Source organism: Myxococcus sp. MxC21-1 (genome assembly GCF_032612255.1).
In the GTDB taxonomy this organism is placed as follows: Bacteria; Myxococcota; Myxococcia; order Myxococcales; family Myxococcaceae; genus Myxococcus; species Myxococcus virescens.
Map to the genome: position 1 here is coordinate 8,486,583 of NZ_CP123278.1, position 12,604 is coordinate 8,499,186.

Genomic DNA, 12,604 nt, shown 5'->3' on the forward strand with positions numbered 1-12,604 from the left:
CGGTCTACGTCGACATGCAGTTGCTCGACCTGTCGGGTGCGCGGGAGTTCAAGATTTTCCTGGGCATCATCACCCCGGTGGTGCTCGGCCTGTGCGCGGTGGTGCAGCCGCTGGTGGTGATGCCGTGGCTGATGAAGCGCGCCCTGAGCGCCCAGGGGACGACGCGGGTGGAGCGGCTCATTCGCATCCCCTCCAGCATCGCCTTCGTGGAGATGATGGTGTCGTGGACGCTGGGCGGCATCCTCTTCAACGGCGGCGCGGTGCTGCTCCTGGACCGGCCGGCGTCGGTGGTGATGGTGGGCGTGGCGGTGGCGGTGAGCGCGGGCCTCTTCAGCAGCCCGCTGGCGTACATGCTGTTCGAACGGGTGATGATGCCCACGGTGCTGGACGCCTATCAGCGCGCGCCCAGCACGAAGCCCGCGGGTGAGGGCTTCGCCACGCGCCAGCTCTGGCTGCTGCCCGCGATGGTGGTCTCCGCGCTGCTTATCACCTGTCTGGCCAGCATCGTCACGCTGCACCTGCGCCTGGAGCGCGGCATGGGCGCGCTGGCGGCGGACCTGGCGGCGCAGGGCGACACCGCGGCGGCCGAGCGCGTCCAGGCCACGGTGCGGCCGCTGGAGGCGGAGCTGGTGCAACCGGTGGTGGTGCTCGGCGGGTATGCCGCGCTGGGCTCCATCCTCACCGCGGCCTGGGCGGCCCGCCGGCTGGCCCGGGGGCCCGCGCGGTGGGTGCATCCCTGGAGGCCCTGGTGGAGGGCCGCGCCACGCCGCCACAGTGGGTCTCCTCGGATGAAGTGGGCGACCTGGCGGCGTCCACGTGGCAGTTGTACCAGCGGCTCCAGGAGATGCCGCGCTCGCTGCGCGCCTCCGCGGGGACCTGGCCGACGCGGGCCAGCGGCTGTCACAGGCCAGCTCCCAGCAGAACCAGACGCTGTCGCGGCAGGCCGCGGCGCTGCACCAGGCGCGCGCCACGGCGCAGGAAATCCAGCAGGCGTCCCACGTCACACACTCGCGCGCCACCAGCATCCTCCAGGTGGCCGAGCGCGCCGCCGCCGTGGGCAAGCTGGGAGAGGAGTCCCTGGCCGGCACGGAGAAGGGGCTCACCGTCATCCGCGACATCGCGGCCGGGCTGCACGAGCAGATGCTCGACCTGGAGCAGCGCGCCCGCGAGGTGGGCCGCGTGTCGGAGGTGGTGAAGTCGCTGGCGGACCAGTCCCACATGCTGGCCATCAACGCGGCGATTGAAGCCACGCGCGCGGGCGAGCACGGCAAGGGCTTTGGCGTGGTGGCGCGGCAGATGCGCGACCTGGCGGACCAGTCCGTCCGGGCCACCAACCAGGTGCGCGGCTTGCTGGAGAGCATGGCCGCGGCCACCCAGCAGGCCACGGCGATGTCGGACCAGGGCGCGGCGGGCGTGGCCGAGGCCCTGGAGCCGCTGCGACACAGCGGCGAACGGCTGCGCGAGCTGGCGGGACTGTCCAAGGAATCCGCGGCGGCGGTGCGGCAGATTACGGAGGCCGTGTCGCAGCAGCACGCGGGCGTGGACCAGCTCTTCGCGGCGGTGCGCGAGTTGGATGAGCTGACGACGGACACGCTGCGGCACCTGGACACCACGCAGCAGGCGGCCTCGGCCGTGAGCCACGCGACGGGACAGGTGTCGCAGCTGGCTGAACGCTACGTCTGATGCGGCGGCTCGCCCGTGCCCGAGCGCGGGCCACGGTGCCGCTGCCTCAGCCGTTGGAAGGCGCGTCGTCCTCCGCACGCGCGGCGAGCATGGGCGTCAGACGCCCCTCCGAGCTCAGCACGGGCGTGCGCAGCAGCACGGCGAGCTGGCCCACGAGCACCGCCAGCCGCGTCAGCCGCTCCCGGGGCTCCTCGCCGCCCGCCTCGAAGCTGGCCGCGTCCAGGTAGGCGAGCTGCGCCGAGGCCCGTCCATGCAGCCCCGCCACCCGCTGCTCCTGCGCCGTCAGCCGCGCGCGCAGCTCCCCCAGGAACGCCGTCGTCCGGGCCAGCAGCGCGCAGGCCTCATCGAGCGCCCGCGCCCTCCTCCGGAGCGCTCCCCGCCAGGATGGCGCGGGCCGAGATGGCCGCGTACAGCGGCGTCCCATCCAGCACCACCGGCGGCGAATCCTCGTCCAGCCAGCCCCGGTCCAGCCACGCCAGCACGGACTCCAGCGCGGCGGGCACTTCGACCCCCGCGCCCAACAGGGGCCAGTTTCGCCGCGTCGCGCGGGACGGGGATTCGCGCAGGAGCGCGCGCAGCGCCTCCAGCGCCTCGGGCTCGAGCAGCTCGGCTTCCCGGACGTGCCCCCAGCGCTCCAGCCGTTCCAACAGCGCGCCGAAGGGCACCAGCACCTCCGCGTGCACCCGCGCCTGGAGCGCGCCGTAGGTGCCCACGCCGTCGCGGACCTGGAGACGGTCCGCCCGGAGCGCGGCCACGGCCCCGCGGTGCCGCTCACGCGCCTGGGCCAGCCGGGCATCATCGGGCGTGGTGACGCCCGTCTCCGTCAGCACCTTCCGCACACCCAGGCCCAGTGCCGTCAGCACCAGGCCACCCACCGCGAATGGGATGAAGAAGGGCATGCCTTGCAACTATGCCAGCTTCGCCCCCGTCCCGCCCGGCGGATGCGGGCGCCCCTTCCCCGCCTGCCGGGTGGGCGCGCCACCGGATGGCGCGGCGCTCACCCCGCGCGAGCCTGGGCGGGTGCCTCCGGCTCCAGCGGCGGCACATACGGCCAGCCCGGCAGCGGTCCCTTGCCCGCCTCGCGCGTCAGGTAGTCCGCCGCGATGTTCGCGCTCTCCATGATGGTCAGCAGGCCGCTTCCCGGATGCGTGCCCCCGCCCACGAAGTACAGCCCTTCAATGTCCCGGTTCTTCACCTTCGGCCGCAGCGGCCCCAACTGCAGCCACGTGTGAGACAGGTTGAACACCGCGCCCCGGAACACGTTGAAGTCGTCCCGCCACGTCTCCGCCGTGAAGTAGCGCTCCTCGCGGATGTGCTCGCGCACGCCCTTCAGCCCCACCTTCTCCAGCATGGCGGGGATGCGCTCGCGCAGCGCCAGCTCCGTCTTCGCCCAGTCCACCGGACGTCCCGTGTTCGGCGTGGGCACCAGCACGTACAACGTCGAATGGCCCGCCGGCGCGCCGGACGGGTCCGTCACGCCCGGATTGCACACGTAGAAGGGCGGGTCCTCCAGGTCGACGTGCCGGTCCTCCAGCGCGTCACGGTCCGTGCGCCGCGCGGACTCCGACAGGTAGATGAGATGGTGCGGCAGGTCGGCATACACCGTGTCCAGGCCGTAGTACGCCATGAACGTGCTGCACGAAAACTTCGCCCGCTCCAGCGCCGCGTCCGTCAGTCGCGAGCCTTCCCGCGCCTCCGCCGGAATCAGCGACCGCGCCGCGTAGGCCAGGTCCGCGTTCACCACCACCGCGTCCGCGTCCAGCACCTCGCCGCCCACGAGCTTCACGCCCACCGCGCGGCCCGCGTCCACGCGCACCTTCTCCACCGGCGTGCCCATGCGGAAGGTGGCGCCCAGGTCCCGCGCGCAGCGCATCATGCCGCGCGACAGCTCGCGGAAGCCGCCCTCCACGTGCCAGACGCCGAAGGCCAGCTCCAGGAAGGGAATCACGCTGAACACCGACGAGCACGTCGTGGGGTGCAGGCCCAGGTACTTGGACGGGTACGCCAGGGCGTACGTCACCCGGTCATCGTGGAAGAAGCCGTCCAGTTGCCGGTACAGCGTCTGCCAGGGCTTGAAGCGCAGCGTGGGCGCCAGCCGCCACGGCGCGTAGTAGCCCAGGTTGTCCGCGGAGGTGCAGATGAACTTCTCGTAGGCGATGCCGTACTTCTCCCGCCCGTCCTCCATCCATTGGCGCAGCGCGGACGCCTGCCGCGGGCCGAACTTCGCCAGCTCCGCCTCCATGCGGTCCAGGTGCCGGGTGGTGTCCAGGTGCGTGCCGTCCCAGAAGTGCACCCGCGTGTTGACGTCCAGCGGGAGCAGCTTGACGTAGTCCTCCAGCCGCCGGCCCGCGCGCCGGAATATCTGCTCCAGCACGCCCGGTAGCTGGAGGATGGAGGGCCCGGTGTCCACCGCGTACTCGCCCGACGCGCCCAGCGTCAGCCCCTTCATCCGCCCCCCGGGCACCGCGTCCTTCTCCACCACGGTGACCCGGAAGCCCTGCCCCGCCAGGTTGATGGCGGCCGACAAGCCCCCCGGTCCCGCACCCACGACGATGACGTGCCGCACGCTGCCTCCCTCGCTTGCCATGACCTACCGGATGCCAAGGCCCTCCGGTACCCAGGTGAACGGAATCCCACCCACTCATTCACCTGGCGAACGCGCGAACCGGCCAGGACGTTACAAGAGCACCGTCCGGCACTGGCCCCCGGGCGGACGCCATTCCAGCCTTCTTCGGCCACCGTGCCACCGCACTCCTCCTCCCACCTGCGCCGCAACGCCGCCGCCTACTGCGTGCTCCTGGTGGGGCTGCTCCTCACCGCCGCGTCGGCGGCCTATGTGCAGCAGAGCATCCACGAGCGCCGCCTGCACCGCTTCGACGGCGCGGTCCACGACGGGGTGCTGAGCCTCCTGCAGCGCCTGGAGCTGAACCAGTCCCTGCTCCAGGGGGTGCATGGACTGTTCACCGGCAGCCGCTTCGTGACCCGGGAGGAGTTCGACGCCTACCTGGAGAGCCTGGAGCTGAACCGCAGCTTCCCGGAGATGGAGGGCATCGGCTTCGCGCGGTGGCTTCGGCCGGAGGACATGGCCCGGTACGACGCGAAGGTCCGCAGCGGGCAGGAGCCAGGCCATCCCGTGTGGCCCCCGGGCCCACGCGAGGCCTACACCGCCATCATCATGATGAACCCGCTGGACGCGCGCACCCAGCGGGGCCTGGGCTTCGACATGCTCACCGAGCCCCACCGCCGGGCAGCGATGCTGCGCGCGCTGGGCACGAGGCGTCAGGCCGCCACCCACAAGGTGCGGCTCATCCAAGGCTGGGAGGACGCCGCGGGCCGCGTGGGCATCGTCATCTTCATCCCCGTGTACACCCGCACCCCCCCCCCCTGCGCCCCCCACCGAAAACCTGCGCGGCTTCGTCTACCTCCCCTCGCCATGGAGGACCTGATGAGCGAGCTGCGCTTCATCGGCTTCCAGGAGACCATCGACCTGGAGGTGTACGACGGGACGGAGGTCCGCGACGACGCGCTCCTCTACGCGTCCAGCCTCCCGGCATCGCGGGGGCCCCCGTCTTCCAGCAGGACGTGAAGATACCCGTGGCCGGCCAGACCTGGACGCTGCGGTTCAACGCGCGCCAGGCCTTCATCGCCGCCAGCACCACCGAGCAGCATGGCACCGTCGTAGGCGCCGGGCTGATGGTGACGCTGCTGCTGTTCTTCATCACCCGCTCGCAAGTCCGCGCTCGGGCCGCGGCCGAGGCCGCCAACACGGAGCAACAGCGGCTGACCGGCGAGGCCCGCGACGCCGTCCAGGTGCGCGACGACTTCCTCAGCATCGCCGCACACGAGCTGCGCACGCCCTCACCAACCTCAAGCTCCAGCTCCAGCTGCTGTACCGCCAGCTTCGCGGCGAGGAGCCCTGGACGTGGAGAAGCTCGCGCAGCGGGTGCAGTCCTGCGAGCGTCAGACCTCGCGCCTGGCGACGCTGGTGGACAGCCTGCTCGACGTGTCCCGCCTGGCGCGCGGCCACATGGAGCTGAACCTGGAGCCCGTGGACCTGGACGAACTGGTGCGCGAGGCCGTCCGCCGCTTCGAGACGGAAGCGAGGACAGCGGGGGTCCAGGTGTCGGTGGACTCGCCGGCCCCCGTGACGGGCCAGTGGGACCGGATGCGGCTGGAGCAGGTGCTCACCAACCTGCTGTCCAACGCGCTCAAGTACGGCCACGGAGCCCCCGTGGACGTGCGCGTGCGCTCGGACGAAACACAGGCGATGGTGGAGGTGGAGGACCACGGCATCGGCCTTCCGCCGGAGGACGCGCAGCGCATCTTCGGCCGCTTCGAACGCGCCGTCTCCAGCCGCCACTATGGCGGGCTGGGCCTGGGCCTCTTCATCACCCGCCAGCTCGTGGAGGCCCTGGGAGGCCACATCAGCGTGGCCAGCACCCCGGGCCAGGGCGCCACGTTCACCGTCGTGCTGCCCTTGGGCGGCCCACGGGCCGTGGCTTGACGCTCCCTGCCTTGCGGGGAAGCACGGCAAGGCCCTTCAATGACAGGCAGGAGGATTCACGTGTTCCTGTCTGCAATGACATCCGCGCTCGCGAGCGCCCTGCTGCTCACCGCCGCCCCTCTCTCCGTCACCATCGAGCCCCTGGGCTTCTCCGTCCAGAACGCCAACAAGGAGGTCCGGGTGACGAAGGTCCTGCCGGGCAGCGTCGCCGCCCAGGAAGGCCTCGAGCCCGGCATGCGGATTGTGAGCATCGACCGGCCGAGACGGTCGTTCGCGCGCGACCCCATCCACCTCCTCAGCCAGACGGACCTGCACGACGCCTTGATGCCGACGTGGGACGAACCCCTCACGATTCGCATCAAGGGCGCCGACGCTGAACGGGTCCTGCGCCTCCGCCGGACCGGCCCGCGCCCGGCGCAGGAGTTCCCCGACACGCCCCTCACCCGCGAGCAGGTCAGCCGGCTGACGCAGTTCGAGCAAAGCCGCTACCTCATGTGGCTCGCCCGGCATGGCTCCATGCCCACGTCCTCCATGCCCGAGTTCGAGCTCGAGCAGAGGTCCACGGCCTACGTCAAGGAGGACGCGCTGCTGGCCGTCATTGGCGGAGGAAGCACCCCCGCTCACGTCTATACCAGCGCCACCGTGCTGACGCCCTGCGAGGGCGCGCTGGAGAAGCTCGTGCTGCGCGGCGCGCCCGCGGGCGGGGCCCCGCTCCAGCTCCGGCCCGACGTCCGAGGCATGAATGCCAGCGTCCGCGTGGACCTCCCGCTCTGGAAGCCCGCAGAGGTGCTCCAGGCCTGCCGCGCCTCCGCGTCTCCTTTGGAATCCCGCGTGAAGGCGGAGCTGCATTGCCAGGGTGCGCCCGTCGAGAAGCGGGAGTTCACCGCGACGCTGAGGGTCTTCTGTGACGAACCGCTGCCGGCGGGAATCCGGGACGCGCGCAACGTGCTGTCACTGGCGGGGAGGCGCAGGGCGGATGACGCCCCCGCCCTCATCCATCAGTTGGAGGTGGGCGCCAATGGGACGCTCGCACTGAACGCGCGGCTGGATGGCATCGTCCCCCCGCCAGTCGAGGTCAGCCTGGTGGAGCTGGATGGCAAGGGGAACACGGCCCGGCGCCATGCCACGAAGAAGGTCGAGCCCCAGATGGCCGACCTGCCGCTCCACGTCACGCTCGACACGCGCACGGCGCGAACCGCGCGGCTGGCCGCGGCGCTGCGCTTCGCCGACGGCAGCACGCGGCTGAGCTTCCCGGCGGACGTGGCCATCGTCACGCGGGAGGAGGTGGCCGCGCAGCAGCGGCAGGCCGAGGAGGCATACGAGCGATTGATGGACTTCAATCGCAAGCTCGCCCAGCAGTGGCCCTCCGCCTGTGATTCGCTGACCGAAGTGACGGCCTGGACCCAGGCCCAGCCAGAAATCGAATGGGCCGCCTCCACCCCGGACACCAGCATGACCTATCAGGTGAAAGGTTCCGCTGGGCTCAACGTGCTCAACTGCCACAGACACCACCGCTGAGCCTCGCGGGCCTCCCGCCTGCTTCTTGACTTTTCATGAATTCCGCCTAAACAACTCCTGAAATTGAGAATGCGTATCGTTTTCACCCGAGCCCGCAACTCGGTTCGGGGTGAAACGGCGCCCCACGCCACTTCCAGGAAGGCCGTCTTCATGACGCATCTGTTTGCCCGCTCGGGTTTCCGACTCTCCGCCGCTGCGCTCGCGCTGTCCCTGATGGGCGGCTGCGACGACTCCGGCGACGACTACACCGGCCCGCTGTACGCCATCACCACGCAGGACCTCAACGCCGACCCGGCGGCGAGCTACGTGGTGGTGACGCGTGAGGCGGAGCAGACCGCGCAGCTGTCGCTGGACGGCGCCATCAAGGTGTCCGGCCGTGCGCTGGGCGTGGGCATCCGCAAGTCGGGCCAGGTCTACGTGGTGTCGGACGACAGCCCCGTCGTGACGCGCTACTCGCTCACCGAGGGCGGCGGCCTGGAGCAGTCGGGCACGGTGAGCTTCGCCAGCCTGGGCGTGATGTCGCTGGGCGAGTACCAGGCGAACTTCCAATTCGTGTCGGCGACGAAGGCGTACTTCTTCGACGGCATCACCGCGCAGGCGGTCATCTGGAACCCCACAGAGATGACCGTCACCGGCAACATCGCGCTGGGCGACCTGGAACTCGAAGGCACGGAGATGGCCTTCTCGGGCTCGGTCGTCTCGGACAACGGGCAGCTCATCATTCCCGTGGGCTGGCGTCCCGTGGCCGGCGTGGGCATCACCCCGAGGACGGGCGTGGTGGTCGTCGACACGGCGACGGACACGGCGACCATCGTCACGGATGAGCGATGCGGCTACGCACACGACGCCGTGCTCGCCCCCGACCGCAAGGTCTACGTCGCGACGGAGGCCTACGGCGCGGCGGTGCACCGGGTGTCGGCCGACGCGGCGCCGAAGCCGTGCCTGCTGCGGTTCGACCCGCAGACGCGGACCTTCGACGCTGGCTTCCACCGCTCGCTGTCGGAGCTCGTGGGCGGCGGCACCGCGGGCTCGCTCGTCCCTGGCCCGTCGGGCACGGCGTACCTGCGCGTGCTCGATGAGAGCGTCGCCCCGGTGCAGGAGGGCGCGCATCCCCGCGGCATCGCGAGCGGCGCCGGCTGGCAGTGGTGGGCGCTGAATCTCAACACGCTGACGGCGACGCGGAACACCCAGTTCCCCGCCACCTCGGGCAGCAGCTTCCTCTTCCACACCGAGAACCAGACGCTCTACACCGAGTTCGGCGCGGGCTCCGCGTCCACGACGCTGCACGTGCTGGGCGACAACGGCCGGCCCACGCTGACGACGCGGGGCCTGTCCTTCTCCCTGCTCCAGCTGCGCTAGGCACCGACGCCAGCGGAAGTCCCCGGGGCTCCGCTCACGCGGGGCCCCGGCTGTAGCACCACCCGGTTTCACCCATCTCCTGGAGTGTCCATGCGTCTTCCGTTCCGCATCGCGGGCGTCGTCGTCGTGTCATCGCTGTGGTCCATCCCCGCCTTCGCCACCAGCACGGGCGTCACCGGCCAGACGGGCAAGACAGGCCCCACGTGCAGCACCTGCCATCAGGGCGGGGACCTCCCCACCGTCGCGCTCGAAGGTCCCGCCACGCTCGCGCCGGGCGCCACCGGCCAGTACACCTTCATCATCCGGGGTGGCCCCGCCAGGACGGGCGGCGTGGGCATCGCCGTGGACAGCGCGGCGGCCACGCTCCAACCCGGTGAGGGCATGAAGAAGCTCGGCGCCGAGCTGACCCATTCGCAGCCCCAGCCCTTCGCGAACAACGAGCTGCGCTTCAACTTCAGCCTCGTCGCCCCCGCGACGGACGTCACCCTCACCCTCTTCGGCGCTGGCAACTCCTCCAACGCGGACCTCCATACCGACGGAGACCGGGCCGCCGCCACGAAGCTGAGCGTGAAGGTGGGCCAGGGCACGCCGGGCATGGAGCCGGATGACAAGGGCGAGGAGAGCGGAGGCTGCGCCGCCGCGGGCAGCGCGCCGCTGTGGGCCCTGCTGATGGCCGCCTCGCCCCTGGCCCTGCTGCGCCGCCGCCACCAGCGCTGAGACACCCCGCCACGCGCTCCCGGGGATGAGGTCCACGCCTCATCCACCGTGGAGGTGAAGATGCGCCAGGCCCCATGCGCCTCTTCACCCAGCTCCAATCATTATATAAACTGCGGAGGTTTACACCCAAAAAACCGGGAGTCACCGTGCCCACCCACCCCACGCAGCCCAGCCTCCGCCCGATGACCGAGGAGGAGCGGGCCCGAGAGCATCCAGCGCGACGGCCGACCCTCTTCCAGGTCGCGGGAACGCGGTACATCCATGTCAGCACCCTGGACGCACGTCCCAACGGCGAGGTCCTCATGCTGGCCGAGCGACAGGAGCGCCACGGCCTGAGCGGCCCGGTCCTCATCCGGCGCGTGCACTCGCCCGCCACGTCCAGGCGCAGGCACCGGTTGGTGGAAGAGGTCCAGCGGGCCTACCGGCTGAACCACCCGGCCATCGCCAAGGTCCTCCTGCTCACCGTCAAGTCAGGCAAACCCTACGTCATCATGGAGTACGTGGACGGCCCCACCCTGGACGGCGTGTTGAGCCTGATGGCCCTGCGGCGCCAGCCAGTCTCCACTTCCTTCGCACTGTACGTGGGCGCGGAGGTCGCCGACGCGCTGGCCTATGCGCACCGGCTGGCGGATGACCACGGGGCGCGGCTCGGGATGATTCACCGGGACGTGAGCCCGCGCAACGTGAGCGTGGGAATGGGCGGGGAGGTGAAGCTGACGCACTTCGGCGCGGCCTACACGCATCTTGGCGGGCGCGAGGAGACCCAGGGCGGCCTGCGCAAGGGAGATGCCGCCTATACCTCGCCGGAGTACCTGAGTTGCCTGCCATTGACTCCCGCGGCGGACCTCTTCTCGCTGGGACTCGTCCTGCTGGAGCTGGCCACGGGACGCCACCTCTTCCATGCCGCCCTGGAAAGGCTGGCGGAGCCTCCTCCATGGCGGCAGCGGGCTCCCGTGGAGGACGTGGAGGAGGAACCCTCGCTGCCGCTCACGCATTTGATGATGTGGCTGGACGCCTACACGCCAGACGACGTGGAGAAAGCAACCGCGGGTCTGCCCGAGGGCTTCCGGGCCGCGCTGAGGAAGGCCCTCCGCAAACCCGCCGCTGAGCGCTACACCACGGCGGAGGACATGCGCGACGTGCTACGGGAGTGCCTCGTCCAGGTTCGGGAGGCCAGCGGCGGCCGCCCCTATGGCCGCAAGGAAGCCGCCGAAGAGCTCGCCCGCCTCATCACCGGGGCCAGCCAGAACCGCGACGAGCGGTTCTTTTCCTCCGGGCTGGAGGCCCATGAGCTCGGAGCGGCCACTCCCGCCGTGACGACCGAGCCCTGATGCCCCCTATCGGGTCAGCGCGCGGGCCATCGTGACGAGCGCCTCCAGCTTCGGCTCGTCCAGCTCACGCGCCAACGTCACCAGCCGGCGCAGCAGCGGCGGCTCCTTCTCCTGCTCACGCCGCTCGTCCTTGCCGGGCCGGGCCAGCCCCAGCAGCTCATCCGTGGAGATGCGGAGGACCATGCTGAGGCGGCGCAGCATCCCCGCGCTGGGGACCATCTTTCCGCGCTCCACTCGGCTGTAGACCATGGGGTGCATATCCACCAAGGCCGCCACCTCCACCTGCGTCAACCCCAGGCGCGCACGCGCCTCACGCGCAGCCTTTCCCACCATCATGCCCAGTTGTTCGTCCATACGCGGGAGAACGTAGCGCATCCGGAGGGGCTGGCTGGGGTGGAAGCGACGACCCGGCGCCTGGCGAGGCGAAGGGCAAGACTCTACCTTTAGGGTTTTGGAGAAGATAAATTCCCGCTTCCGCCACGTCCCGCCCCTCCAGAGACAAGCCCCATGCGACAGGGAAGCGATGACCTTGACAGGAGGGGCGCGCGGCGGAGCGAACCCCCAGGGGTGGGCGTATGAAGGCCCAGCGCCTTCGGGGAGACGTGGCCATCGGCACCCAGGTGGGGGGCTTCGTCGTGGAGGGCCTGCTCGGGATGGGCGGCTGCGGCGCCGTCTTCCGGGCCCGGCGGGGCACCGCGCGCTTCGCGCTGAAGCTTCAGTCGCTCTCCGCGCTGGGCGGTTGGCCCAGCGGGAGGTGGACATCCTCCGGAGGATGAACCACCCCAATGTCGTGCGCTTCCACGCGTGCGGCCTGTGGCGGGACACGGCCCCCGAGTGGTTCTACCGGCCATGGAGCTGGTGGAGGGGCGACCGCTGAACCGGTGGGTGGATGAGGAGAACCCCAGCCCGCGACAGGCGGCGGCGCTGGCGCTGGGGTTGGCCCGAGGGCTCGCGGCGGCGCACGCGAAATGCGTCCTCCACCGGGACCTCAAGGAGTCCAACATCATGGTGCGGGATGCCACCGGGGCGCCCGTGCTGGTGGACTTCGGCGTGGGCTCCTATCCCGGCGCGCCTCGCCTCACCTGGGGGTGCTTCCCCCGGGCACACCGCAGTACCGCAGTCCGGAGGCGTTGGCCTTCCGCAAGTCGCACGCGGGCGAGGAGGGGGCGCACTACGCGCCCACCGCCGCGGATGATCTGTATGCGCTGGGCGTCGTCCTCTACTGGGTGCTGACGGGCCGCTCCCCTTCCCCGCCCCGGGAACACCGTCAGAGGTGGAGCACGTCATCTCGCAGCCACCCGAGCCGCCTCGCGCCGTGAACCCGAGGGTGCCCGGTCCGCTGGACGCGGTGTGCTCGCGGCTGCTGGAGAAGCAGCCCACGGCGCGCTTTCCCAACGCCGCCGCCCTGGCCGAAGCCCTGGAGGCAGCACTGACCGCCGCGGACGGCGAGTGGGACCGGCCGCTGTGCGCGTCGTGGGAGGAGTCACCCGAG

Annotated in this window: 15 protein-coding genes and 1 pseudogene; 10 read left to right on the top strand and 6 right to left on the bottom strand. The window is 70.9% G+C overall.

Annotated elements, in window-relative coordinates; all coding sequences use genetic code 11:
* Positions 1-4: 4 nt before the first annotated feature.
* Together QEG98_RS38130 and QEG98_RS38135 are read right to left on the bottom strand one after the other, a co-directional pair.
* Positions 5-379 carry a hypothetical protein gene (locus tag QEG98_RS38130; RefSeq protein WP_316564817.1) on the bottom strand — a complete coding sequence of 125 codons (375 nt, stop codon included), beginning with the start codon at positions 377-379 and terminating at the stop codon, positions 5-7.
* Between the two features lie 15 nt (positions 380-394).
* Complete coding sequence (locus tag QEG98_RS38135; protein ID WP_316564818.1) at positions 395-676, bottom strand: hypothetical protein; 282 nt, start codon at positions 674-676, stop codon at positions 395-397.
* A gap of 140 nt (positions 677-816) precedes the next feature.
* Here QEG98_RS38135 and QEG98_RS38140 point away from each other — a divergent pair, with 140 nt between their 5' ends.
* Entirely contained in the window at positions 817-1,683 is an 867-nt protein-coding gene (locus QEG98_RS38140) for a methyl-accepting chemotaxis protein (RefSeq protein WP_316564819.1), read from the top strand.
* A 46-nt stretch (positions 1,684-1,729) separates the two neighbouring features.
* Here QEG98_RS38140 and QEG98_RS38145 read toward each other — a convergent pair whose 3' ends face one another.
* The 3 genes from QEG98_RS38145 to QEG98_RS38155 all read right to left on the bottom strand — a co-directional run bounded on the left by QEG98_RS38145 (position 1,730) and on the right by QEG98_RS38155 (position 4,270).
* Complete coding sequence (locus QEG98_RS38145) at positions 1,730-2,107, bottom strand: hypothetical protein (RefSeq protein ID WP_316564820.1); 378 nt, start codon at positions 2,105-2,107, stop codon at positions 1,730-1,732.
* Positions 2,025-2,582: a hypothetical protein gene (locus QEG98_RS38150; protein WP_316564821.1), complete on the bottom strand. Its 558-nt coding sequence runs from the start codon at positions 2,580-2,582 to the stop codon at positions 2,025-2,027. The genes QEG98_RS38145 and QEG98_RS38150 overlap by 83 nt, the downstream gene beginning before the upstream one ends.
* Positions 2,583-2,680: 98 nt before the next feature.
* Entirely contained in the window at positions 2,681-4,270 is a 1,590-nt protein-coding gene (locus tag QEG98_RS38155) for a phytoene desaturase family protein (protein WP_316564822.1), read from the bottom strand.
* Between the two features lie 153 nt (positions 4,271-4,423).
* Between QEG98_RS38155 and QEG98_RS38160 the strand changes: the two genes are divergently transcribed.
* From QEG98_RS38160 to QEG98_RS38185, 6 genes are all read left to right on the top strand, one after another.
* A complete protein-coding gene (locus QEG98_RS38160; protein ID WP_316564823.1) occupies positions 4,424-5,269 on the top strand; it encodes a CHASE domain-containing protein in 846 nt (281 codons plus the stop codon).
* Between the two features lie 336 nt (positions 5,270-5,605).
* Positions 5,606-6,187 carry a HAMP domain-containing sensor histidine kinase gene (locus QEG98_RS38165; protein ID WP_316564824.1) on the top strand — a complete coding sequence of 194 codons (582 nt, stop codon included), beginning with the start codon at positions 5,606-5,608 and terminating at the stop codon, positions 6,185-6,187.
* A 60-nt stretch (positions 6,188-6,247) separates the two neighbouring features.
* Positions 6,248-7,705, top strand: coding sequence for a PDZ domain-containing protein (locus QEG98_RS38170; protein ID WP_316564825.1), 1,458 nt, complete (start codon positions 6,248-6,250; stop codon positions 7,703-7,705).
* Positions 7,706-7,855: 150 nt separating this feature from the next.
* Positions 7,856-9,064, top strand: a complete 1,209-nt coding sequence (locus QEG98_RS38175; RefSeq protein WP_316564826.1) for an MxcI protein — start codon at positions 7,856-7,858, stop codon at positions 9,062-9,064.
* A 90-nt stretch (positions 9,065-9,154) separates the two neighbouring features.
* Entirely contained in the window at positions 9,155-9,781 is a 627-nt protein-coding gene (locus QEG98_RS38180) for an MXAN_6652 family MXYO-CTERM-anchored protein (RefSeq protein WP_316564827.1), read from the top strand.
* Positions 9,782-9,927: 146 nt separating this feature from the next.
* Entirely contained in the window at positions 9,928-11,112 is a 1,185-nt protein-coding gene (locus tag QEG98_RS38185) for a serine/threonine-protein kinase (protein ID WP_316564828.1), read from the top strand.
* 6 nt (positions 11,113-11,118) lie between these two features.
* On the opposite strand, the gene QEG98_RS38190 is transcribed toward QEG98_RS38185, so the two are convergent.
* Entirely contained in the window at positions 11,119-11,487 is a 369-nt protein-coding gene (locus tag QEG98_RS38190) for a helix-turn-helix domain-containing protein (RefSeq protein ID WP_141594068.1), read from the bottom strand.
* A 200-nt stretch (positions 11,488-11,687) separates the two neighbouring features.
* Between QEG98_RS38190 and QEG98_RS38195 the strand changes: the two genes are divergently transcribed.
* The 3 genes and pseudogenes from QEG98_RS38195 to QEG98_RS38200 all read left to right on the top strand — a co-directional run bounded on the left by QEG98_RS38195 (position 11,688) and on the right by QEG98_RS38200 (position 12,431).
* Complete coding sequence (locus tag QEG98_RS38195) at positions 11,688-11,888, top strand: hypothetical protein (RefSeq protein ID WP_316564829.1); 201 nt, start codon at positions 11,688-11,690, stop codon at positions 11,886-11,888.
* A 73-nt stretch (positions 11,889-11,961) separates the two neighbouring features.
* A pseudogene (locus QEG98_RS42520) lies at positions 11,962-12,108 on the top strand (hypothetical protein); the annotation flags it as partial.
* Positions 12,109-12,200: 92 nt separating this feature from the next.
* Positions 12,201-12,431, top strand: coding sequence for a hypothetical protein (locus tag QEG98_RS38200; RefSeq protein ID WP_316564830.1), 231 nt, complete (start codon positions 12,201-12,203; stop codon positions 12,429-12,431).
* Positions 12,432-12,604 lie beyond the last annotated feature (173 nt).

Excerpts from the sequence above, each read along its gene's own strand:
- QEG98_RS38155 (WP_316564822.1), bottom strand. The coding sequence starts at position 4,270 with ATGGCAAGCGAGGGAGGCAGCGTGCGGCACGTCATCGTCGTGGGTGCG.
- QEG98_RS38175 (WP_316564826.1), top strand. The coding sequence starts at position 7,856 with ATGACGCATCTGTTTGCCCGCTCGGGTTTCCGACTCTCCGCCGCTGCG.
- QEG98_RS38180 (WP_316564827.1), top strand. The coding sequence starts at position 9,155 with ATGCGTCTTCCGTTCCGCATCGCGGGCGTCGTCGTCGTGTCATCGCTG.
- QEG98_RS38145 (WP_316564820.1), bottom strand. The coding sequence starts at position 2,107 with ATGGGACGCCGCTGTACGCGGCCATCTCGGCCCGCGCCATCCTGGCGG.
- QEG98_RS38195 (WP_316564829.1), top strand. The coding sequence starts at position 11,688 with ATGAAGGCCCAGCGCCTTCGGGGAGACGTGGCCATCGGCACCCAGGTG.
- QEG98_RS38135 (WP_316564818.1), bottom strand. The coding sequence starts at position 676 with ATGGAGCCCAGCGCGGCATACCCGCCGAGCACCACCACCGGTTGCACC.
- QEG98_RS38190 (WP_141594068.1), bottom strand. The coding sequence starts at position 11,487 with ATGCGCTACGTTCTCCCGCGTATGGACGAACAACTGGGCATGATGGTG.
- QEG98_RS38150 (WP_316564821.1), bottom strand. The coding sequence starts at position 2,582 with ATGCCCTTCTTCATCCCATTCGCGGTGGGTGGCCTGGTGCTGACGGCA.